General features: G+C 43.0%; 17 protein-coding genes and 1 pseudogene. 16 read left to right on the top strand and 2 right to left on the bottom strand.

Annotated features, from left to right (window positions below; translation table 11 throughout):
- Positions 1 to 96: 96 nt before the first annotated feature.
- The 10 genes and pseudogenes from NSTC745_RS15780 to NSTC745_RS15735 form a co-directional block, all read left to right on the top strand.
- Positions 97 to 610 (top strand): annotated as a pseudogene (locus tag NSTC745_RS15780) (ISAzo13-like element transposase-related protein); the annotation flags it as partial.
- 724 nt (positions 611 to 1,334) lie between these two features.
- A complete protein-coding gene (gene hemF / locus NSTC745_RS15775; protein WP_445637973.1) occupies positions 1,335 to 2,339 on the top strand; it encodes an oxygen-dependent coproporphyrinogen oxidase in 1,005 nt (334 codons plus the stop codon).
- A gap of 767 nt (positions 2,340 to 3,106) precedes the next feature.
- A complete protein-coding gene (locus tag NSTC745_RS15770; RefSeq protein ID WP_445637972.1) occupies positions 3,107 to 3,844 on the top strand; it encodes an L-2-amino-thiazoline-4-carboxylic acid hydrolase in 738 nt (245 codons plus the stop codon).
- 5 nt (positions 3,845 to 3,849) lie between these two features.
- Entirely contained in the window at positions 3,850 to 5,283 is a 1,434-nt protein-coding gene (locus NSTC745_RS15765) for an FAD-binding protein (RefSeq protein WP_445637971.1), read from the top strand.
- Between the two features lie 97 nt (positions 5,284 to 5,380).
- Complete coding sequence (locus tag NSTC745_RS15760) at positions 5,381 to 6,805, top strand: glutamyl-tRNA reductase (RefSeq protein ID WP_445637970.1); 1,425 nt, start codon at positions 5,381 to 5,383, stop codon at positions 6,803 to 6,805.
- 40 nt (positions 6,806 to 6,845) lie between these two features.
- Positions 6,846 to 7,964 carry an aromatic ring-hydroxylating dioxygenase subunit alpha gene (locus tag NSTC745_RS15755; RefSeq protein WP_445637969.1) on the top strand — a complete coding sequence of 373 codons (1,119 nt, stop codon included), beginning with the start codon at positions 6,846 to 6,848 and terminating at the stop codon, positions 7,962 to 7,964.
- A 182-nt stretch (positions 7,965 to 8,146) separates the two neighbouring features.
- Complete coding sequence (hemE, locus tag NSTC745_RS15750; protein WP_445637968.1) at positions 8,147 to 9,199, top strand: uroporphyrinogen decarboxylase; 1,053 nt, start codon at positions 8,147 to 8,149, stop codon at positions 9,197 to 9,199.
- A gap of 5 nt (positions 9,200 to 9,204) precedes the next feature.
- Complete coding sequence (gene hemC, locus NSTC745_RS15745) at positions 9,205 to 10,191, top strand: hydroxymethylbilane synthase (protein WP_445637967.1); 987 nt, start codon at positions 9,205 to 9,207, stop codon at positions 10,189 to 10,191.
- A gap of 158 nt (positions 10,192 to 10,349) precedes the next feature.
- Positions 10,350 to 11,342, top strand: a complete 993-nt coding sequence (gene hemB, locus NSTC745_RS15740; protein ID WP_445637966.1) for a porphobilinogen synthase — start codon at positions 10,350 to 10,352, stop codon at positions 11,340 to 11,342.
- 48 nt (positions 11,343 to 11,390) lie between these two features.
- Positions 11,391 to 12,296, top strand: coding sequence for an alpha/beta fold hydrolase (locus NSTC745_RS15735; protein WP_445637965.1), 906 nt, complete (start codon positions 11,391 to 11,393; stop codon positions 12,294 to 12,296).
- Between the two features lie 180 nt (positions 12,297 to 12,476).
- Here NSTC745_RS15735 and NSTC745_RS15730 read toward each other — a convergent pair whose 3' ends face one another.
- Positions 12,477 to 12,656, bottom strand: a complete 180-nt coding sequence (locus tag NSTC745_RS15730) for a hypothetical protein (RefSeq protein ID WP_445637964.1) — start codon at positions 12,654 to 12,656, stop codon at positions 12,477 to 12,479.
- A 389-nt stretch (positions 12,657 to 13,045) separates the two neighbouring features.
- Here NSTC745_RS15730 and hemF (NSTC745_RS15725) point away from each other — a divergent pair, with 389 nt between their 5' ends.
- The 6 genes from hemF (NSTC745_RS15725) to hemL all read left to right on the top strand — a co-directional run bounded on the left by hemF (NSTC745_RS15725) (position 13,046) and on the right by hemL (position 19,739).
- A complete protein-coding gene (hemF, locus tag NSTC745_RS15725; protein WP_445637963.1) occupies positions 13,046 to 14,083 on the top strand; it encodes an oxygen-dependent coproporphyrinogen oxidase in 1,038 nt (345 codons plus the stop codon).
- Between the two features lie 218 nt (positions 14,084 to 14,301).
- Complete coding sequence (locus tag NSTC745_RS15720) at positions 14,302 to 15,492, top strand: ABC exporter membrane fusion protein (protein ID WP_445637962.1); 1,191 nt, start codon at positions 14,302 to 14,304, stop codon at positions 15,490 to 15,492.
- 136 nt (positions 15,493 to 15,628) lie between these two features.
- Positions 15,629 to 16,819: an ABC transporter permease DevC gene (devC, locus tag NSTC745_RS15715; protein WP_445637961.1), complete on the top strand. Its 1,191-nt coding sequence runs from the start codon at positions 15,629 to 15,631 to the stop codon at positions 16,817 to 16,819.
- 106 nt (positions 16,820 to 16,925) lie between these two features.
- Positions 16,926 to 17,672, top strand: coding sequence for a DevA family ABC transporter ATP-binding protein (locus NSTC745_RS15710; protein ID WP_445637960.1), 747 nt, complete (start codon positions 16,926 to 16,928; stop codon positions 17,670 to 17,672).
- A gap of 35 nt (positions 17,673 to 17,707) precedes the next feature.
- On the top strand, positions 17,708 to 18,280 hold the full coding sequence (locus NSTC745_RS15705) for an SOUL family heme-binding protein (protein ID WP_445637959.1): 573 nt from the start codon (positions 17,708 to 17,710) through the stop codon (positions 18,278 to 18,280).
- A gap of 160 nt (positions 18,281 to 18,440) precedes the next feature.
- Positions 18,441 to 19,739: a glutamate-1-semialdehyde 2,1-aminomutase gene (gene hemL, locus NSTC745_RS15700; RefSeq protein ID WP_445637958.1), complete on the top strand. Its 1,299-nt coding sequence runs from the start codon at positions 18,441 to 18,443 to the stop codon at positions 19,737 to 19,739.
- Between the two features lie 20 nt (positions 19,740 to 19,759).
- Here the strand turns inward: hemL and NSTC745_RS15695 are convergent, their stop codons facing one another.
- Positions 19,760 to 23,290, bottom strand: a complete 3,531-nt coding sequence (locus tag NSTC745_RS15695) for a WD40 domain-containing protein (protein ID WP_445637957.1) — start codon at positions 23,288 to 23,290, stop codon at positions 19,760 to 19,762.
- Positions 23,291 to 23,373 lie beyond the last annotated feature (83 nt).

Genomic DNA, 23,373 nt, shown 5'->3' with positions numbered 1-23,373 from the left:
ACCAAATGGGAGGGAGAGGCCGCCAACGGCTAGTTTATTACCCTTTTTTGTATTAGATTCAATGATGGTTGAATTTCTGGGTGGGCAGAGGTGTCAATGCAATTAACAGATTCACTGAAAAAGTTGTTGAAGGAAACCGCACAGCAATTAAAAGGTGCAGACAGACGTAAATTTATAGCACGAACAGTTGTAGCATTAGGACACGGAGGACAGTCTCTAGCCGAGCGAGAGTTAGGGTGGAATCGTGTAACTATTAGTAAAGGAATTAAAGAATTAACTACTAGTATCACTTGCCTAGATAACTATCGCAGTAGAGGGCGTTATAAAGCAGAAGTAAAACTGCCTAATCTTTTAGAAGATATCAAAAAATTAATCGATTCACAAAGCCAAATAGATCCAAGTCTTCCAAGCCAAAGACTGTATATACGCCTTTCTGCGGCTGAAGTGAGGCATCAATTGATTGAGAAATTTGGTTATAATGATGAAGAATTACCAACTTCAGAAACAATTCGTGTCAAGTTAAATGATTTAGGGTATCACCTCAAGGGGATTGCCAAAATTAAACCTCAAAAAAATACCTGAAACTGATGCAATTTTTGAGCAATTAGCTCTATAGCAATACTAGTTGGTTCGTGAGAATTTTAGTCTTGAATGTCCTTTCTCATCGATCGTTTATCTTAGTTTTTCTCACAAATAATTTAGGCTTGGTACATTAAAAAGGTTTAGAATTCTGCTCGCTACACCCATTTGTTACTCTTGAGTACAGATGTTTATCTTGCACGGCAACCGATTTGTCAGTTGTGAAAATGATTATTTTGATTTGTTGTATATTTTATTTTCTGGAATTGCCCAATCTTGAAAAAGCTAAAAAATTCGTATAAACGCTAGTAATTTTACAATAATATTCTGTCGTCTATCTAAAGACTGAGATAGTGATTATACTTAAGTTAAGAATAAGCTAAAAATAACTTATTTTTTAGTTAAATTAAAATCATGCCAAATACTAATTTGAAGTCTGACTGGTTGTAGCTATTGAAATTATCTGATTTTTCTTCTCTAAGCTGGGCATTTCATTCTTAATATTTTCTTTATAATTTTCCTAAAAGTCTAGATCTTCACTAGTAAAAATCTGACTAAAGTAAAAAAATAGATAGCGAAAGGACTTAGGTAACGCGAAATCCTAGCTCCTTCCTTCCCATAGTTTTGCTACAAGGCAAACACAGTTAATTAATGAAATCTCAAGATGAAAGGTTGAGAAGTAACTTCCAATTTTTATAGACTCCAAGATTGATTTTTTTGCAAATAATTATTTAGTCACAACGAGGTCAGTTGTCATGGTTCAAATTCTTGAAAATCCAGCAGTCAAGCAACCACCAGTTAGTAATAGAGTTGAAAGTTTTTTGTTAGATATGTTCGATAATGTTTGCCAAGCTATTGAGGAAATAGATGGAAGTAAACTTCACGAACAACGCTGGACAAGAGATGAGATAGGACAATGGGTACAAGGTGAAAATAGTAACGGTGCTATCTATATCGACAAGTCGCTGCGGAGTGGCAATGTATTTGAAAAAGTAGGTATCAACTACGTATCAATGCAGGGTGAGTTACCTCCTGGTGTCACCTTCCGAGGATCGGATGTTGTGATGGCTGACCCAACAACTATAACGCCAGATGAAAAAGGTACTTCTTTCTTCGCGACAAGTACTAGTGTTGTGATTAATGCATATAATCCAATGGTGCCGACAGCACACGTTAACTATCGGTACTTCCAATTGGGTGATGGTACTGAACTTGGTTCTTGGTGGTTTGGCGGTGGAGGTGATTTAACACCAATTTACTTATTTGAAGAAGACGCAGTTCATTTTCATCAAGTACATAAAGCAGCTTGCGACCAACACGATGCAGAACTCTATCCACGCTTGAAAAAGTGGTGTGATGAATACTTTTATCTTCCTCATCGCAGTGAGTGTAGAGGTGTAGGTGGAATTTTCTTTGACAATTTACAAGATTCCGATGCCGAAACTCTACTTTCCTTTGTAAAAACTTGTTCTGAAGCTTTCATTCCTGCCTATTTTCCGATTGTCAAACAACGTAAGGATATAGAGTTTACCGAAGAGCAGAAATATTGGCAGCGCATCAGACGCGGACGTTATGCCGAATTTATTCTTCTGCATGACAGAGGTGTTCGATTCGGATTGGCAAGCGGCATCGTGAGTACCCAAAGTGTCCTTAATTGTATGCCTGGAGAAGCTTTTTGGAACTATAACGACCAACCCGCTGCTGATAGCGAAGAAGCAAAGCTTCTAGAGGTACTGAGGAATCCCCAAGAGTGGGTATAAAGAAAGGGAAAGGGGGAAAGGTAAAGGGGAAAGGAAAGCCCTGCCCTTAAAAGCAGGGGTTGCAAATATAGACACTGATTTTTCTCTGTGCGAGACGCCAAGGGCGAACGCACTACGTGTCTGTTCAATCTTCTTTTTTGTTCTCCATATTTAAAAACACTTGCTCCATAACTTGTGGGGAAAAGTTCTTTATTTTTGCCCTTTTCCCCTTTTTGGTAAAGGCGTTAACAGCAGATTTGAAAACATGGCTACCCAAATCCTAATGCCGTTTGACCTGAAGATTGATACAGATTGCAGGGAAATAAGAAAAGTAATTTGGATCGAAAATTGAGTGAAATGGTATAAGAAGCGCCTAATTTTTACTCTTCACATTTATTTAGAGATAGCCTCTAAACAGGAAGTTACAAGGTGTTTATGGAAAAATTGCCGACGAGTATTTGGCTAAAAATTAACAAATCATTTCGTGGGTCTAACTCAACTGAAGTCGTCAACTTCAAAACTGAAATTACCAAATTTTTACCAATTCAATGGTTGAGTTATTTCTCCATTGAACAACTGCGGGAAGTTGACATTGTATTCCTGTGTATGTTTTTTAGCAGATATCTAGCGTTGACGCTCGTTTTACTATACTTATGGAGTTCTATTCATGCTAGTCCTGAATCGCCAAGGACATGCTAGCCCTGAATTAGTCAGGATAATAAACTCCATCTTTGAGCAGGATACCAAAGATTTGATTGACAAGTTTATGTAGTCAATCGGAAGAATTTATGAGCAAAAGAGTTGATGGCGATCGCTATCTTCAATATAGCAGCGATCGCCCATTGATAACCTCGTTTTTCCAAGCCATTCAAATTAGTAAAAAATACGGAGAAGTGCCAATGGACAACGTTATAGGTATTGGCGACATTACCATGAACGACGTGATGCAAATGGATTCTTCTAAAGCAGTAAGTATGTTTAGGAATCGATTTGCAGCCTACAAAAAGCTGGCAGATGAAATTGGAGAAGATGCAGCTTTTGAACAAATGATGTTAGCCTACCCCGCTCATCAAAAGGCGTTCATGGGTGCTTTCATTGACAATACCACCATAGCCAAAGGCTTTACCGATGCAATTCCGATCTTTCGGATCATGGGCTTCAAAATGCAAGTTGTAGATATTTCCCAACCAGGAAAAGATGCTGCACTAGAAATTCAACGAGTTTGTCCGGTTCTGACAATTGCCAAAGAATATGGGCTTGAAAGTCCTTGCCGAGTTATTTGTGAGATGGAACAAGAAGCAACCAGGAGAGCATTTCCTGGGATGAAAGCCGCAATTATTAGTAAACAGGCAGATGGTGACTGCGTTTGTATGTTCAAGTATGAAAGACCTGTCAAAGGGTTAGAAGTAAAGCCACAAAAATCACCCAACTTATTCTCTCATATTCTCGATTTGATTCGCTTGACTCCTAAAATCTTGCAGATTGGGATAAATCTTTTAAAAACGTCTCTTTCTAAAGGATCGTAATTTTTATGAATGGCATCATTCAAGACCTCAAGCATTTGATTGCAGGTGAAGTCAGCAACGCTTCAGAAATTTTGACAGAAGTTTCTCAAGATTTTGGTGGTATATTCCAAAAGTCTCCTCAAGTTGTTGTCACTCCTCAAAACGCTAACGATATTGCCCAAACTGTTAAATATGCCGCTCAAAAAGGATTAGTAGTTTCTTCACGTGCTGCGGGACATTCCTTAGGCGGTCAGTCTTTAAACCAAGATGGAATCGTTTTAAATCTGAGAAATCTCGATAAAATTCGAGATATCCAAAAAGAGCAACTTTGGTTTAAAGCTGATGCGGGGACTTTTTGGAATCAAGTAATCGATGCTTGTATTCCTGATGGTTTAGTTCCTCCTGTATTAACCAATTATTTTGGTGTTTCTGTAGGAGGAACTCATTCTGCGGGTGGTATAGGTGCAGCCTCTTTTCTTTATGGAAATCAAGCTGATAATTGTCTTGGTGTAGAAGTTGTAACCGCAGAAGGCGAGATTCTCTGGTGTTCGCCTGAAGAAAACAGCGAACTTTTTAATCACGTACTTTGCGGTTACGGTCAGTTTGGAATTATTACCCAAATTCAGCACAAACTTAGAATTTTCCCCTCTCAAACTCGCACTTATTTACTGTTCTATGACAACCTAGATGCTCTTTTGCATGACAAACGGATTTTAGTAACCGAACAAAGAGTAGATCATCTCGTATCTTTCCCAGTTCCCTGTTTGCAAGGATTATCTAGAGTAACAGGAATAATGCAACCTTTGATTCAGTGGTTTTACACGTTGCGGATTACTGTTGAAGCAAATTCTCCTGATGCTATTGATGATAAAGAAATTTTTGCTGGCTTAAATTTCTATCGTCATATTCATACTGAAGACTTGGGATTTGAAAAATTCATTGAACCAATGATTCAAGTAGATAGCAAGGATATTGCTCACCCTTGGATGGATGTTTTTCTTCCGGCCTCATCGGCTAAAGATTACATCGAAACGGCTCTCAAACAGTTGCCTTCTTTTCTCGATATTAGTAAAGCGCAGATGGGCTGCTTTTGTTTGGTAAACCGCAATAATAAGATGCCGATGTTTAGTTTACCAAAAGAGGAAGAACTGATTATTGGGTTTGGAATTTATCCCAGCATTCCAAAATCGCAAGTTCAACCCATCTTAGCTGAATTGAAAAAGCTGAGTAATCTGAGTTTAGAAATGGGTGGAAAAAGATATTTAACTTGCTGGATAGATTTTACTATTCAACAGTGGCAAAGCCAATTTGGCGATTACTGGCCAAAAGTTAATGAAATTAAAAGGAAGTACGATCCCAAAGGGACATTTAACTCTGGCTTTTTTGAATACGAACAGATTGCCCAACCGGAAAACCAATTTGTTAAGGAAGTTGCTACAAAATCTGCGATCGCAGTATAAGTCACTTCTCAATCATCTTGTTTAAAATCAACTCTAATTCACCATCCATATTACTTGACCGAGGCTCTAGAAGAGGACAAACTTCAAAAGAGGAAACATGAATATTGCACTTGTAGGTCTTAGTCATAAAACAGCTCCAGTTGAAATTCGGGAAAAACTGAGTATTCCAGAGGAGCAAATTGAAAACGCGATCGCCCAACTGTGTAAATACTCTCACATTGAAGAAGCTGCTATTCTTAGCACTTGCAATCGTTTAGAAATTTACGTAGTTGTCAACAAGATAGACCGAGCAGCTGCTGAGGTGACGGAGTTTCTTTGCGAGTACAGTAAACTGCCTTTTTCAGACTTACATCAATACTTGTTTACTCTGCTACAGCAAGATGCTGTTAAACATTTGATGCAAGTTGCTTCTGGTTTAGATAGCTTGGTGTTGGGAGAAGGACAAATTCTGGCTCAAGTTAAACACGCCTACCAATTAGTTCAGCAACACAATCAAGGCGAACGCATCCTCAATCAGTTGTTCAAGCAAGCTGTTACCACTGCAAAGCGGGTGAGAACGCAGACATCAATTGGTACGGGTGCGGTTTCGGTTAGCTCTGCGGCAGTAGAATTAGCCCAAATCAAAGTAGAGAAGTTATCGGCTTGTCGAGTGACAATTGTCGGCGCTGGTAACATGGCTCGGCGACTGGTACAACATCTCATCGCTAAAGGCGCAACTCAAATTTCCATTGTCAATCGTTCCGTCGAACGCGCCGAGGAATTGGCGAATCAATTTAGTGATGTTGGAGTGCAATATTATCCGCTTGCTGAATTGATGTCATTAGTGGCAGCTTCAGATTTAGTTTTTACTAGCACTGCTTCAGTTGAACCCTTGCTTGATAGAGCCAAACTCAAAGCTGCATTGCAACCCGAACAGCCTTTGATGCTGGTTGATATTTCAGTGCCTCGTAACGTTGATGCCGACGTTAATGAGTTGCCTCACGTTCGGGTGTTTAATGTTGATGATTTAAAAACCGTTGTTGCCCAGAATCAAGAAAGTCGCAGGCAAATGGCAATAGAGGCGCAAGCATTAATCCAAGTGGATTTAGAAGCGTTTCAAACTTGGTTGCGATCGCGAGAAACTGTTTCCATTATTAGCTGTTTGCGAGACAAAATGGAAAAAATTCGCGAACAAGAGTTAGAAAAAGCTTTGTCGCGTATGGGGTCTGATTTTGCTAAAAAACATCAAGAAGCCGTCGAAGCCCTAACTCAAAGGATTATCAACAAAATTCTCCACGAACCAATGGTGCAATTGCGGACGCAGCGAGATTTGGAAGCTCAACGTCTTGTCCTCCAGGTTCTACAAGTGTTGTTTAATCTAGATACGGCAGAGGTGCAATCTAATGTTGTTGCCCAAACATCCTCTTTATCAATCAGCACCGTAGAGATAGCAGCAAAAAACATCAATGTTACTCAAATGAGACTTGAAAGTATTGAAGTCCATGCAAAAGTTGAAGAAGTTATTGCTCAAAGCGTAACTTAAGAAACTCCATGATTCTTAATAGCAATAACAGGAAGCAAGTATGTTAAAAAACTTCTGGTACGCTTGTGAGTTCAGCGCCGCCGTTACCACAAAGCCCAAGCAAGTTCGGATATTAAATCAGAAATTTGTCTTCTACCGTAACGCTAAAGGACAACTAATCGCTTTACAAGATCGGTGTCCCCATCGTGGCGCTGCCTTATCTCTCGGTTGGGTAAAAGATGATTGTGTCTATTGCCCCTATCATGCCTGGAAGTTTCAAGCAGATGGGAAATGTATTAATATTCCTGCTAATCAACCCGGAATTCCTATTCCTAAGAATGCTCGTGTAGATAGCTATCCAATACAGGAAAAATACGGTTTTATCTGGCTATTTTATGGTGATTTACCAGAAGAAGAACGTCCGCCAATCCCACCATTGCCAGAATTTGAAGACCCAAGGTTACAGAAAATTTTCTTTGAATACGAACTCAACGCTCACTACACCCGCACGCTAGAGAATGATATGGATATGTCTCACGTATCTATTATTCATTCCAAGTCTTTCGGGAATGGGTTTGCATTAGAGCAAAAAATGGAAGATTACGAGCTGAATATCGGGGAGTGGGAAGGTCACGCTAAAGTTAATGTCCGAGATTATACCAAAGCCAAAGACATTTTCGCCTTTGTCTTTCGCCCATTGAAAGCTAATGTAAAGGTGACTCTGGGCTTTTATATGCCCAATATCACGCGCTTAGTGGTTGACTTCGGTCGTGGCAAGCTAGTTAATTTTACTGTTCACGTTCCTGTTGACGATCGCACCACCATTACTAAGCGAATTCAGTTCCGCAGTTTTTTAACTTTCCCTTGGGCTGATGGCATCTTTCAGCGGGCAGCTTACAAAGTTGTGATGGAAGATAAGGGAGTGGTTGAGTCTGAATATCCGATGGCAGTTCCAGATAAGTTGTCAGACGAAGTTCACGTTCCTTGCGATAATTTATCTCTTGCTTATCGCAAACTTCGGCAAAAATGTTTGGCGATGGGATGGGGTATGAAACCCGATCGAAACCCATCAAACAACTCGAACGGAAATTTAATCCAACCTTCTCCTCAGAAACAAGGCAGGAGGCAGGAGGCAGAAGGCAGAAGGGAAGAGGATTTGACTTATTTCTTCCATCCATAACGCAATACGGTTCAGTTAAGCATTTCTTTCTTCTCTTTGCGTCCTTGGCGTCCTTGGCGGTTCGTTAAAAAAATTTAGCCTTAACTAAACCGTATTAGGCTAACAATCTCAATTCATCCTGCATTTATGCAACGCCAGAATTTTTAACTTCAGCTCAAATTATTAAATTCAGGGAGAAATACATGGGGAGTTATACGTTACTGCAAGCGGCGCGAGGTGAAGTACTCGATCGCCCTCCGGTGTGGGTGATGCGCCAAGCAGGTCGCTACATGAAAGTTTATCGAGATTTGCGTCAGAAGTATCCTTCGTTTCGCGATCGCTCCGAAAACCCCGATCTAGCCGTGGAAATCTCGCTGCAACCTTTCCATGCCTTCCAACCCGACGGGGTGATTATGTTCTCAGATATCCTCACGCCGTTGCCTGGTATGGGTATCTCGTTTGATATTCTTGAAAGTAAAGGGCCGATATTCGAGCGACCAATCCGCACGCCAGCACAAATTGAGGCGCTGACTGCCCTCGAACCCGAAGCTTCTTTACCCTTCGTGCAGCAAATTCTGAGGACGCTACGCCAAGAAGTTAACACTCAAGCTACCGTTTTGGGGTTTGTGGGCGCACCTTGGACATTAGCTGCTTATGCAATTGAAGGTAAAAGCTCGAAAGACTACGCCATTATTAAGAAGATGGCTTTTTGCGAACCTGCAATGCTGCATCAATTCTTAGGGAAACTGGCAGATGCGATCGCAGTTTACGCCCGCTACCAAATTGATGCCGGTGCCCAAGTCGTGCAACTGTTTGATTCTTGGGCGGGACAACTCAGCCCTGAAGATTTCCAGACGTTTTCTCTACCTTACCTGCAACGAGTCGTGCAACAGGTTAAAGCAACACACCCGGATACACCCCTGATTTTGTATATCAACAACAGTGCTGGAATTTTAGAGTTAATGGCGCAATCGGGTGTTGATATCGTCAGCGTAGACTGGACTGTGGATATGGCAGTGGCGCGACAGCGACTTGGTGCAAATATTGGAGTCCAAGGAAATATCGATCCGTGCGTGTTGTTTGGTACTAAAGAACTGATCCGCGATCGCATTCTCGACACGATCCGCAAAGCGGGGAACCAAAAGCACATCCTCAATCTCGGTCACGGGATTTTACAGAACACTCCCGAAGAGAATGTTGCTTTCTTTTTCGAGACAGTCAAACAACTCAGCTACTCGTCAAACGATCTTAACTAAAAGTTATGACTCCAGTTCAACCCGCTTCATCTCACATCTCGACTCCCGTTCGTACCATCCGCATCGGTTCTCGTAAAAGCCAACTCGCACTCGTACAAACTTACTGGGTTCGAGAACAACTCCAAAAGCACTTTCCCGATATTTCCTTTGAAGTCCACACCATGTCCACCCAAGGCGATAACATCTTGGATGTGGCATTAGCCAAGATTGGCGATAAGGGACTATTTACCAAAGAACTCGAATTAGGAATGCTCAACCAGGAGATTGACTTTGCGGTTCACTCTCTCAAGGATCTGCCTACTTGTTTGCCAGATGGATTGGCGTTAGCAGCCGTAACAGAACGGGAAAATCCGGCAGATGCTTTAGTTGTGCATGAAAAACACAAAGATAAGCAAATCGATACCCTGCCAGAAGGCACAGTCATCGGTACTTCTTCCCTACGCCGCCTTGCACAATTGCGTTATCACTTCCCCCACTTTACTTTTAAGGACGTGCGCGGCAACTTAAATACGCGCTTGGCAAAGTTGGATGATGGAGAGTACGATGTGCTGATTTTGGCAGCAGCAGGGTTGCAGCGATTGGGAATGAGCGAGCGCATTCATCAAATTCTGCCCACCGAACTCTCTCTTTATGCCGTCGGTCAGGGAGCGTTAGGGATTGAATGCCGCGCTGAGGATTTGCAAGTACTGTCATTACTCAAAGCAATCGAACACGTTCCCACCCGCGATCGCGTTTTAGCCGAACGTGCCTTCTTGCGAGAATTAGAAGGCGGTTGCCAAGTACCAATCGGTGTTAATACGCAACTCGACGACAATAATCTTACATTAACAGGATTAGTCGCCAGCGTCGATGGCAAACGTCTAGTCAAAAATTCTGTTACAGGCACTGCTAGCGAAGCGGAAAATTTAGGTATTCAATTAGCTCATAACTTGCGGCAACAAGGAGCAACAGAGATTTTGACTGAAATTTTCCAGACAGTCCAGCGGAGTTAGGGGCTTGCAACTAAGTAGGCATGGGGGCAGGGGAGCAGGGGAGCAGGGAGGCAGGGGAAAAATGCGATTAAAGGGAAAGGATTTTTTGTGAGCTGCTTTCCCCCTTACCACACTTTTGTAAGAAGTCTATTGGCTATTTCATCGTTCATTTTAATATTATGTTTCCAATTCATCGCCCGCGTCGGCTGAGAAGCCATCCCCAATTGCGGCGGATGGTGCGCGAAAAGATCCTGACAACCAGCGATTTAATCTACCCGCTTTTTGCCGTACCGGGTAAGGTGATCGCCAATGAAATTAAATCCATGCCCGGAGTTTACCAACTTTCTGTAGACAAAATCGTGGAAGAAGCGAAGGAAGTCTACGACCTCGGCATTCCAGCCATTATTTTATTTGGCATTCCTGAAGACAAGGATGCAGAGGCAACAGGCGGTTGGCACGATTGCGGCATCGTGCAGCAAGCTGCCACCGCCGTCAAACAAGCAGTCCCAGAATTAATCGTCATTGCCGATACCTGTCTGTGCGAATACACTACTCACGGACACTGCGGTTATTTAGAAGTAGGTGATTTAACTGGGCGCGTTCTCAACGATCCGACACTGGAATTGCTGAAAAAAACGGCAGTTTCGCAAGTCAAAGCTGGCGTAGATATCATCGCGCCTTCGGGAATGATGGATGGTTTCGTGCAAGCCATTCGTTCGGGTTTAGATGAAGCGGGTTATCAAGATACGCCGATATTATCTTATGCCGCCAAGTATGCTTCGGCTTACTACGGGCCTTTCCGAGATGCTGCTGAGTCTACACCACAATTTGGCGATCGCAGAACCTACCAAATGGACTTTGGTAACGGTCGTGAAGCCTTAAAAGAAATCGAACTCGACATTACCGAAGGCGCAGATATGTTAATGGTCAAGCCAGCCTTGGCCTACATGGATATTATCTGGCGCGTCAAAGAAGCAAGTAATCTACCCGTTGCTGCTTACAACGTTTCTGGCGAATACTCGATGGTTAAAGCTGCTGCCCTCAACGGTTGGATTGAGGAAGAACGGGTGGTAATGGAAACATTGACTGGTTTTAAACGGGCTGGCGCTGACTTGATTCTCACCTATCATGCCAAAGATGCTGCCCGTTGGTTAGCAAAACTTGGCAATTAAACTTTCTAGTTTCGATTTCATGTCGTTCGTGTAGAGGAGGAATTTATTATGTTCATTCCACTCGGTTTTGTGCAACGCTCCGTTTTAATTAGCTTGGGAAAGATGGCTTATTACACTAACCAAGGTGAACTTTGGGCAACCGATGGAGTGGGCGATACGCCATCGGGCACGTTACACGAAACTTTGATATTTTTCCACGGTATTGGAGGTGGAGCATCTGCCTACGGGTGGTCGAAGGTGTATCCAGCATTTGCAGGAGATTATAGAGTGTTGGCACCCGACTTGATTGGCTGGGGGCGATCGGATCGTCTTGAACAAAATTATCTTCCAGGCGACTACATCGCAATGCTAATTGAGTTCATCGAGAAGACGTGCCAAGCCCCTGTAACAATAATTGCTTCTTCCCTAACTGGAGCTTTTGCAATCCGAGCCGCGGTCAAACGTCCCGACCTCTTTAGATCGCTCATTCTTACGCTTCCGTCAGGCATTAAAGACTTTAGACAATACTATAGCAATAGTTTTTTCGCTCAAATTGCCAGTGTTCCTATTCTCGATCGCGTTCTTTATGCAGGACAAGTCAGCAGCTTTGGCATTCGTGACTTTTTTGAGCGAGTTTTTGCTCAACCCAATCGTCTTTCTCCCGAAATTGTAGAAGCTTTTGTGCAATCGGCGCAGCAGCCAAATGCCGAGTATGCTGCTTTGTCATTTTTACAAGGTAACTCATCCTTCGATCTATCAGAATACATTCCAAGATTGACAACGCCTACCATCTTTATTTGGGGAAACCAAGCGAAGTTTACAGGGCCGGATGTAGGGCGTCGCCTTGCAAATCTAAATCCACAAGCAATCCAAGCATTTATCGAACTAGAAAATGTTGGGTTGAATCCAGAACTGGAAGTGCCGGAAGTAATAATCGGATTAATTCGCAAGTTTTTGCCTGTGTTGAAGCAGTAAATTTTTGATATGGCGCTTCTTAGTTGAGTACAATACAGACCTAACTCCCTTCCTTACAAGGGAATGGGAGTAAGATTCAAAGCCTCTCTTCTTTTAGGATAGGACTTACTCAAAAATAGCCAACTTTGCTTAATCGCGCAGCAGTTTGCCGTAGGCTACCGCCAAGAACACCAAGAGTTCTTAAAGTTTTATCTTTAATGCATCGACCTGCAACTTTGATGCATTGACCTGCAACTTTGATGCATCGACCTGCAACTTTGATGCATCGACCTGCAACTTTGATGCATTGACCTGCAACTTTGATGCATTGACCTGCAACTTTGATGCATCGACCTGCAACTTTGATGCATCGACCTGCAAAAATTAACTTTCCCTACGTAACCCAACAACTCTAAAAGATTTTTGTGTACGCGGTAGCCTTTTTAAGAAGGGCTAGGGCGTGTTTTCAAAGTCTTAGATCCGCCCAACCCCCCTTAAAAAGCTACCGTGTATACACAAGTCGAATTACCCCCCTTATAAAGGGGGGAAAAAGAAATCTAGTTCCCTCCCCTTTATAAGGGGAGGGTTAGGGTGGGGTAAAACCAGGATTTATCAACTACTTGAGACTTGTGTATACACCGTAGCTTAAAAAGGGGGACAAAGAGTCTCTTAAAGTCGCCCTTTTTAAGGGGGGATTTAGGGGGATCTAAGAAGTTAGGAGGCTAAACAAAAATGTTTGCTATTAGGAATAGGAAAAATAGGTATTACTCATGAACACTACTTTAACTCCTCAAGCAACTCAATCCAAACCTCTACTTCCAGTTGATGCCAAGGCTAGAGTCAGCCAGTTCATGCGACAGCTGCAAGACGAAATCTGTCAGGGTTTGCAACAGCTAGATGGCGAAGGCACGTTTGCTGAAGATGCATGGGAACGACCCGAAGGAGGTGGCGGGCGATCGCGCGTCATCCGCGATGGTGCAGTATTCGAGCAAGGTGGAGTTAATTTCTCTGAAGTTTGGGGTTCTCATTTGCCGCCTTCAATCTTGGCACAACGTCCAGAGGCTAATGGACATCAGTTTTATGCCACCGGAACTTCAATGGTATTGCATCCGCGCAATCCTTACGTGCCAACGGTTCATCTCAACTACCGCTACTTTGAAGCTGGCCCGGTTTGGTGGTTTGGCGGCGGCATCGATTTAACGCCTTACTATCCGTTTGCTGAAGATGCAGCTCACTTTCATTACACATTAAAGCAGGCTTGTGACGCGCACGATCCCGAATATTATCCAGTGTTTAAACCTTGGTGCGACGAGTATTTTTATCTCAAACACCGTCAAGAAATGCGGGGCATTGGCGGCATCTTTTTTGACTATCAAGACGGTGAAGGTCAGCTTTACCGAGGCCCCGATCCCAAAGGAACAGCCGCATATAACAGCGATCGCGTTGGCATCCCAGCAACCCGCAATTGGGAAGAATTATTTGCATTCGCACAAGATTGCGGTAAAGCTTTTCTACCTGCTTACACGCCAATTGTCAAGCGGCGGCAGTCAATGGAGTATAGCGATCGCCAACGTAATTTTCAATTATATCGGCGCGGACGCTACGTTGAATTCAATTTAGTTTACGATCGCGGCACGATTTTCGGGTTGCAAACTAACGGACGCACAGAGTCGATTTTGATGTCTTTACCTCCATTAGTGCGTTGGGAATACGGCTATCAACCCGAACCAAACACCCCAGAAGCCGAGTTATACGAAGTATTCTTAAAGCCTCAAGATTGGGCAAGCCTGACATCTCTTGTAGTTTAACTGTTGCCGTCAAAACATAAGAATGTCATTTGTCATTTGTCATTGGTCATTTGTCATTTGTCATTCGTCATTTGTCATTCGTCATTTGTCATTTGTCATTAGTTATTTGTCATTAGTTATTTGTCATTCGTCATTTGGCATTCGTATTTACAAAGGACAAATGACTAATGACCAAGGACAATTTTACTAAAGTCCTCGCTGAAATTTGAAGGATTGACATGAATTTACAATCGCTCTCAAAACCTTCAACACAATGGATGCTGGCTGTAGTTGTTGCTGGTAGTGCCCTTACAGGAATTATCGCTTTCTACGGTGTTTCTCAATCAAAACCAACCAACAAATCTGTTGAAGTTGTGCAACCCAGACCAAAGATTGAAGAAATTACTGCTTTAGGGCGGATAGAACCAGCAACGGAAGTTATCAAAGTATCCGTGCCTGCTACCTTAAGCAACGATCGCGTAGCCGAACTACTCGTACAGCGGGGCGGTAGCGTTAAAGCCGGTCAAGCGATCGCCATTATGGATTCGCGCGATCGGCTGCAAAATGCTCTACTGGAAGCACAAGCACAAGTCAAAGTATCCCAAGCAGAGTTAGCCAAGGTGGAAGCTGGCGCCAAATCTGGAGAGATTGCCGCCCAAAAAGCTGAAATCGATCGCCTTGAAGAAGAGTTAAAGGGCGAAATATCTACTAGAGATGCCACCATCTCTCGCTGGCAAGCCGAAGTTAAAACTGCCAATACTGAGTATAGTCGCTATTCCTCGCTTTACCAAAATGGCGCGATTTCTGCTGTGGAAGTAGATCGAAAACAACTTGCTTTAGAAACAGCGCAAGCACAGCTTACCGAAGCTAGAGCTAACCAAAATAAGAGTGTAGATACCCTACGGCAGCAAATCGAGCAAGCTAAGGCAAACCTAAATAAGATTGCTGAGGTACGTCCGGTAGACGTGCAAGCAGCTGAGGCTGAGGTTAATAAAGCGATCGCCGCAGCCAAAAAAGCTGAAGCCGATCTCGCTGAAGTTTATATCCGCGCACCTATAGCAGGTCGCATTCTCGATATTAAGGCCAAACCCGGAGAAGTCGTTGGCGAAAAAGGCATTGCCGAACTCGGACAAACCAGTTCGATGGAAGCGATCGCAGAGATATATCAAACTGATATTGGCAAAGTTCGTGAAGGTCAACAGGCAACGATTTCGAGTGAGTCGTTCTCCCAACAGTTGCGCGGAACCGTTCGGCTGATTGGACTACAGGTGATCCAACAAGAAGTCACTAGCGGCGAACCTGGAGAAAACCTCGATCGCAAAGTTGTTGAAGTGAGAATTGCACTCGATCCCCAAGCTAGCAAACAAGTTGCAAACTTAACTAACTTGCAAGTACAGGTTGCCATTCAGCCGAATAACAATATCAACTAATAAAAGCGAACAAGCAAATTTAATACTAATTATCAAAAATAATGCGGCAAGCAAACCATTTTGTAGAGACGCGATTCATCGCGTCTTCACTTCACCCAAAGATATGTTGCTTAAATTTTGAATTTATAATTTTGAATTGGAGCGAAGCAACTTGACTATATTCGGTAAATTATTTCGTAAAACCCCACTTGCTTGGCGGCAAATGAGCCGTCAAAAGACTCGATTGTTAGTTGCTATAGCAGGAATCGCCTTTGCCGATTTTTTAATGTTTTTTCAACTGGGAGTTAGGGATGCACTATTTGATTCGCAAGTTACTCCCTATACCACGCTTAAAGGAGATTTATTTTTAGTCAATAAACTGTCTGATAACTTGCAATCTATCAAAAGTTTTTCCAGAAATAAACTCTATAAAATAGCAGGTGTTAACGGTGTAAAATCCCTGGCGACGCTATATGTGAGTCAAGCATCGTGGCGAAATCCTGAAAATCTAGCTAGCCGCAAACTTTTCGTCTATGGAATCAATCCAAATCAGCCAGCATTTGACTTACCAGAAGTCAATGGACAATTGAATAAACTGAAGTTATTGAATCGAGCATTATTTGATAGAGCTGGATTGGTTCCTCAGCTTGGAGACGTTCCTAGTTTGCTGAAAAAACAGAATCCGCTTATCGTCCAAACTAACGATTATCAAATTCAAATAGTCGGATTATTTAAGCTCGGTTCTTCTTTTTCTGCTGACGGCAATTTGATCGTTAGTGATTCTACCTTTTTACGACTCTTTCCCCAACGCCAAGCAAACGACATCGATCTTGGTATTATTGACGTAGAATCAAATGCCTCCATTGAGCAGATTCAGGCTGATTTACGAGCCAAGCTACCGGATGATTTACTAGTACTAAACATCGCTGAATTCACTGCTCGTGAAAGTGCATATTGGTCTATAGGCTCCTCTATTGGTCCGACTTTTAACCTTGGTGTCGCAATCGGTTTTTTAGTTGGAGCAGTCATTGTTTATCAAATTCTTTATACTGATGTTTCAGATCATTTGCCCGAATATGCAACTTTAAAAGCAATGGGTTACAGCGATATATATCTAATTAAAGTTATCGCTCAAGAAGCTTTTATTTTAGCAATTTTGGGTTTTATTCCCGGCTTTTTGCTCTCAAGTGGATTTTACATTTTTTTTCAATCCGTGACGTTTTTACCGACTGCAATGAAACTAGCTCGTGCGGTAACTGTGCTAGTGTTGACATTCGTTATGTGTATTGGAGCGGGAACGCTTGCCATACAAAAATTACGAGCAGCCGATCCGGCTGATATCTTCTAAGTTTTGAGCGATCGAGTGATGATTTTTGAGTTGAAGTTTAGCAAAATATCCTATTTCAAAACTCATAGTTTTCTAGAACGAAACCCAAATTTACAGTTGAATTCTCATGCTGCAAGAAATTAGTCTCGTAACTCAAAGTTCAAAACTCAAAGTTAAAAATACTTCCCAACAAGCAGTTATTTCAGTTTGCCATCTCGATTACTACTTTGGTCGGGGACAACTCTGCAAGCAAGTCTTGTTTGATATTAATCTCGACATTTATTCTGGAGAAATCGTGATTATGACTGGCCCATCTGGTTCTGGGAAAACCACCTTACTAACACTAATAGGTGGATTGAGAGCCGCTAAAGAAGGCAACTTGAAAGTTTTGGGACAGGAAATGTGTGGGGCTAGTAAGCGGCAATTGATGGAAGTGCGGCGGCAGATTGGTTATATTTTTCAGGCACACAATTTGTTGACTTTCTTAACAGCAAAGCAGAATGTCCGAATATCTTTAGAACTGCACGATGAATACCTAAAGCAAGATATAGATCGGCTGGCGACGGATACTCTCAAAAGTGTTGGTTTGGGCGATCGCATCGATTATTATCCAGACAGTCTCTCTGGAGGGCAAAAGCAGCGAGTTGCGATCGCTCGTGCCCTAGTCAGTCATCCTAAAATTGTTCTTGCCGACGAACCCACTGCTGCTCTTGATAAAAAATCAGGTCGCGATGTTGTAGATATCATGCAGCGTTTAGCTAAAGAGCAGGGTTGCACCATTTTACTAGTCACTCACGATAATCGAATTCTCGATATTGCCGATCGCATTATCCACATGGAAGATGGACGGTTAGTACAAGAAGTGGGAAAGTAAGAAACGCATTAATTTTAATTATTTGTGGAAGTCTGATGAGTCAAACCGAAGAACCAAAATATTGCGTATTGCAATCCTATGATGATATTGAAATCCGGCAATACGAGCCAAAAATTGTTGCCGAAACACTCATTGAAGCCCAAAGAGATCGAGCAAACAAAGCTGCATTTTCTATTCTTGCCGCTTACATATTTGGGGAAAACACGTCTGTAACAAAAATTGCCATGACTGCGCCCGTCACGCAATCTCAGCCAAGTGAAAAAATCGCTATGACTGCGCCCGTCATTCAACAACAAGCGGGAGAAAATATTGCTACAAGCACTTGGGCGGTACAGTTCGTAATGCCCTCAGAATACACCCTGGCAACGCTGCCGAAACCAAAAGATTCTCGCATTACTATCAAAGAAGTTCCCAGCAACAAAGTTGCGGCAATTCGTTTCTCCGGCTCGGCTGGGGATGAACAATTGAAAGAAAAGGAAGCCAAATTATCTGCTTTTCTGGCTCGGCAAGGTATCGAGACAAAAGGTAAACCGATTTATGCTTTTTATGACTCTCCCTTCATCTTGCCCGCATTCAGACGCAATGAAGTCATGCTCGAATTGAAATAATATCTGCACGTTTTGATTGTCACTTTTAATAACTAGATTCTCGCTCTTTGCGATCGCATTATCTACAAAAAGGTAATCGAGTGGAAGAAAAACAAACTGCGCGTAAGTCCTATTAACTTTTAACTCTAGAACCCAAGCCAAAATCTCAGGAGAAAAAATTATGATTGCAACGACTCGCTTCATAACCACCCAATCGCAAGAAATCTTTGCTGCTGCCCAAAAATTAATGCCAGGAGGAGTCAGTTCTCCCGTGCGGGCTTTCAAATCTGTTGGCGTACAGCCGATTGTGTTCGATCGCGTCAAGGATGCTTACATCTGGGATGTGGATGGCAATCAATATATCGATTATGTCGGCAGTTGGGGGCCTGCAATCTGCGGTCACGCTCATCCTGAAGTTATTGCTGCTCTCCACGATGCCTTGGAAAAAGGAACTAGCTTTGGTGCGCCCTGTTATCTAGAAAATGTACTGGCACAGATGGTAATCGATGCTGTTCCCAGTATCGAAATGGTGCGTTTTGTCAACTCCGGCACAGAAGCTTGTATGGCTGTGCTTCGTCTAATGCGAGCTTTTACGGGGCGGGAGAAAGTAATCAAGTTTGAAGGCTGCTACCACGGACACGCCGATATGTTTCTTGTGAAGGCTGGCTCTGGCATTGCCACCCTTGGCTTGCCCGATTCTCCTGGCGTACCGAAATCCGTGACTAGCAACACGCTGACTGCTCCTTTCAACGATTTAGAAGCAGTAAGAGTATTATTCGAGCAAAATCCCGATGAAATTGCTGGTGTCATTGTTGAACCTGTGGTTGGAAATGCAGGTTTTATTCCACCTGCTGCGGGTTTTCTTGAAGGTTTGCGAAAACTGACGCAAGAGTATGGAGCGCTGCTGGTATTTGATGAAGTGATGACGGGATTTCGCATCGCTTACGGTGGAGCGCAGGAAAAATTTGGTGTTATTCCTGACTTGACTACCTTAGGTAAGGTCATCGGTGGCGGTCTACCCGTAGGCGCTTATGGCGGTCGCCAAGAAATTATGTCGATGGTTGCTCCAGCCGGAAACGTGTATCAAGCCGGAACGCTTTCGGGCAATCCACTGGCAATGACGGCAGGAATTAAGACGCTAGAGTTGTTGCAACGACCTGGAACTTACGAGTATCTCGATCGCCTTACAAAGCGACTCACAAATGGGATACTCGAAATTGCTAAACAAACAGGTCACGCGGCCTGCGGCGGTCACATTAACGGCATGTTTGGTTTCTTCTTTAACGAAAGCCCAGTTCGCAATTATGAAGATGCCAAAAAGTCTGACTTAAGTAAATTTGCTAGCTTCCATCGCGGTATGTTGGAACATGGAATTTATTTAGCTCCATCTCAATTTGAAGCTGGATTTACTTCTTTAGCTCATACCGAAGCAGACATCGATCGCACCCTTGAAGCAGTCCGAATAGTTATGTCTCAGTGAGCTAGGCTAATGATTGGAATTTAGATAACTGCTCCTAAAGAGGTCAACGTGGCAGTTGTCGCCTCAGTTAAACCTTTAACTCCGAAAATATTCATTTGTTCATAGGGCTTACTTGCTCTCATGGTTTTTAAGCATTTGCCTGCTGCGATATCCCAAAGTTTAATCGCTTCATCGTCACCGCCACTAACTAAGGTTTGGTTGTCTGGACTAAAAGCAACCGACCAAACCAAGCCTGTATGTCCGTGCAAAACTTTCAGACACTCACCTGTAGAGACATCCCACAACTTGATTGTCAGATCGTGACTCGTGCTAGCCAGTATTCTGCCATCAGGGCTAAAGGCGATGGATTGCAACCAGTTTGTGTCTGCTTGTAAAACTTTGAGGCACTCGCCCGTGTCTGGATTCCACAACCTGATTGTTCGATCTGGACTGGCACTTGCCAGAATATTACCACCGGGAGCGATCGCAATTGCCCAAATCCAACTCGTGTGTCCTGCCAATGTTCTGAGGCACTCACCCGTCTGAATATCCCACAATTTGATTGTTTGATCCCAAGAGCCACTCGCCAATATCTCGCCTTGAGAGATGAAAGCAACTGACCAAACCGCAGCGTTATGTCCCTGTAAGGTTTTTAAAGCTCGACCAGAACGCATGTCCCATAGTTTTATAGTACAGTCTTCACTGCCACTTGCGATGGTTTGGCTGTCTGGACTAAAGGCAATCGATAAAACTGCGGCGCGATGTCCCTGTAAGGTTTTTAAGGTTTGACCTGAAGAAACATCCCATAGCTTTACTGTTTTATCTACACTACTGCTGACTAGGATATTTCCTTGATGATTAAAGATAACTGAATGAACCGAGTTGGAATGTCCTTTTAACACTTGGAGGCATTCGCCAGTTGCAACATCCCATAATCTCACAGTGCGATCGCGGCTGCTACTAGCAAAAATTTGACCAATGCTTGGTAAACTGGCACTAACAGGACTAAAACTAACACAGAGTATTTGATTGGTATATCCTTGTAGGGTCTTGAGGCATTCACCTGTCTCGACACTCCATAGCTTCACAGTTTGATCGTGGCCGCCACTAGCCAAAAGCTTACCTTGGGGACTAAAGGCAACTGAAAAGACCCAGCTGAAATGTCCTTGCAGCGTTTTGAAGCATTCACCCGTATTGACATTCCATAACTTCACCGTATGATCGTGCCCGCCACTAGCCAAAAAATCGCCTTGCGGGCTGAAGTCCACAGAAAAAACTCGATTAGAATGCCCCACAAGTGTTTTGAGACATTCACCCGTTTGAGTCTTCCATAGCTTAATAGTTTGATCCTCGCTGCCAGTTGCTAGTATCTGACCATCTGGACTGGGGGTAATTGACCGGATTCCACTATTATGATGCTTTTGAAACGTTTGAATGCACTCTCCAGTATTGATATCCCACAATTTAACGGTGCGATCGTCACTACCGCTCAACAGTTGAGCATCTCCCCTAAAGACAACAGAGAGTACCCAACTCAAATGTCCCTCAAGTGTTTTCCAGCATTCTCCAGTGCTACTATTCCATAGCTTCACGGTGCAGTCATCGCTGCCACTTGCTAATGTGCAATTATCTTGGCTAAATGCAACCGACCAAACCTCATTTGTATGCCCTTCTAAGGTGCGAAGGCACTGACCAGTACTAACATCCCATAGCTTTATTGTGTAATCTGTGCTGCCGCTAGCGAGAATCTTACCATCAGGGCTGAACGCCAGTGATGTTATCCAACTCTTGTGTCGCGTGCAGATGAAGACTGGTTGCACATCGCTGACTTGGTAAAGATGAATTTCTCCATTACTGTCACCTAGCGCCAGAAGTTCTCCATCAGGACTAAAAGCTACCGCATGAATAGCACCAAAAGTTTCAGTAAACGTACACTTGGCTAGATTGGCGTAAGCAAAATTTGTATTTTGCAAATTTACATCTCGGAGGTCAGCCTGCCAAATAGTTAGACCAGAAAAATCATAGCCTGTTAAATTAGTTCCTAGCTGATTGAGTAAGTTAAAAATATTCCCTGCTACATATCCCGGCTCCAAAGGTGACTTCTCTTGCTGCTTGAGTAAGATTTGAGTCAGTTGATATTCCAAGTTTTTTTTGCCTTCAAAAACTGGAATTAACCTGTTAATTACGGGGTAGAGAATCAGACGAATTTGAGTCTCTCTTACATAGTCTTTGGCAGTAGCTTTGATCAGAGCATGGCTTTTAAAAAGCGAGAACTCCTGGTTAGCAATCTCCTCAGAAACTTGTTCGACCAAGCGACTTGTTACGTACTCCATGACGACTGGCTGTAGGGTGAAGCAAGTTGTATGTCGTTCAATAAGCGATCGCCTTCCCAAAGATTCCAGCGTTTCAACTAAATTGAGTTGGGGAAAAGGCGATACTAAATCTTCTCGTAATTTGGAGAGGGTAACTGGCTCCCGATTAATCGCTAGCCAGTACATTACATGCTTTCCCCCATCAGATAAACGCTCAAATTGCTGCTCTAATAAATCGCGGAGATCGCCAAATACGGTGGTTTCCTCTTTTAAAAACTCACAAATATAACCATCAAATAAATCTTGAATTGTAGTTGCGACAATTTTTAAGGCTAAGGCATTGCCTCCATAGCGTGTAACCAGTGCGCTGAATTGAGTTTCTGAACCCTTAAGCCTTTTACTCTTAAGAATTTCCTCTCCCTCTCCTTCTTTAAGTCCACCCAATCGCAAAGTTCGCACTGGCAAGGCTTCTCCTTCTAGAGAGGCGACCTCTTTCGGTTTTTCTCGCGTTGTCAGTAGTAAGCAACTGCGGTGGTTTGCTTCGCCTACTCGTTCGAGGAGTTCCCCATACTGCTCATATCCAACCCTATATTGTCCTGCTCTATTCCCATCGCGTAACACAGCATCTACATTATCGAACACGACTAAGCAGCGCATCTCCTTAAAGCAGTTAAGCAACAGGGAAATCTTTTCGCTGACGCTTTCTGGCAATTGTGCCTCAGTTTCTTGTTCGTCACACAGAAACTGAATGATGCTAGCCAAGAATGTATCAATAGGTGGAGCGTCATACAGCGATCGCCAGACAATACAATCAAATTTGTCTTGCATTAGTTCTGCCAATTTAATCGACAGAGAAGTTTTTCCGACTCCACCCATTCCAAGAATGGTAACTAACCGACACGAATCCTTCAGCAGCCATTCATCCAGGGTACTGAGTTCTTCTGTACGTCCGTAAAATGCTAAAACAGAAACAGCTTCCCCCCAATCTTGACGGCCATTGGGATCTGAGTTTGAATAGTAGCCTTCGGATAAAAAGCTATCAAAACCAAGAAAGAGAGCCTCAAGTGTTCGCTTGTCAACTCCCTTCCTACGGTTCAAAACTTTTCTAATTGTTAGAGGATCTAAGTTAGTGCGGTGGCTTAACTCTTCAAGAGTGAATCTCTTGCCAAAATTATCTCGAAACTCAAGCTTGTGCCTTGCTTCCTCAAATTTCTGTAAACCAACAGAAGTGAGTATAATTCCGCGTTTACGTCTTGGCATACCCAAATTCCTCTACAAACAAAAATATATTTAGCACAGAACTTAAGTACTTTTTCACCCATAAATATATTAGACCTCTTGCA

It is taken from the genome of Nostoc sp. DSM 114161 (assembly GCF_052692665.1).
Note: the sequence above shows the minus strand (reverse complement) of the source record. Positions and strands in the feature narration are given on the sequence as shown.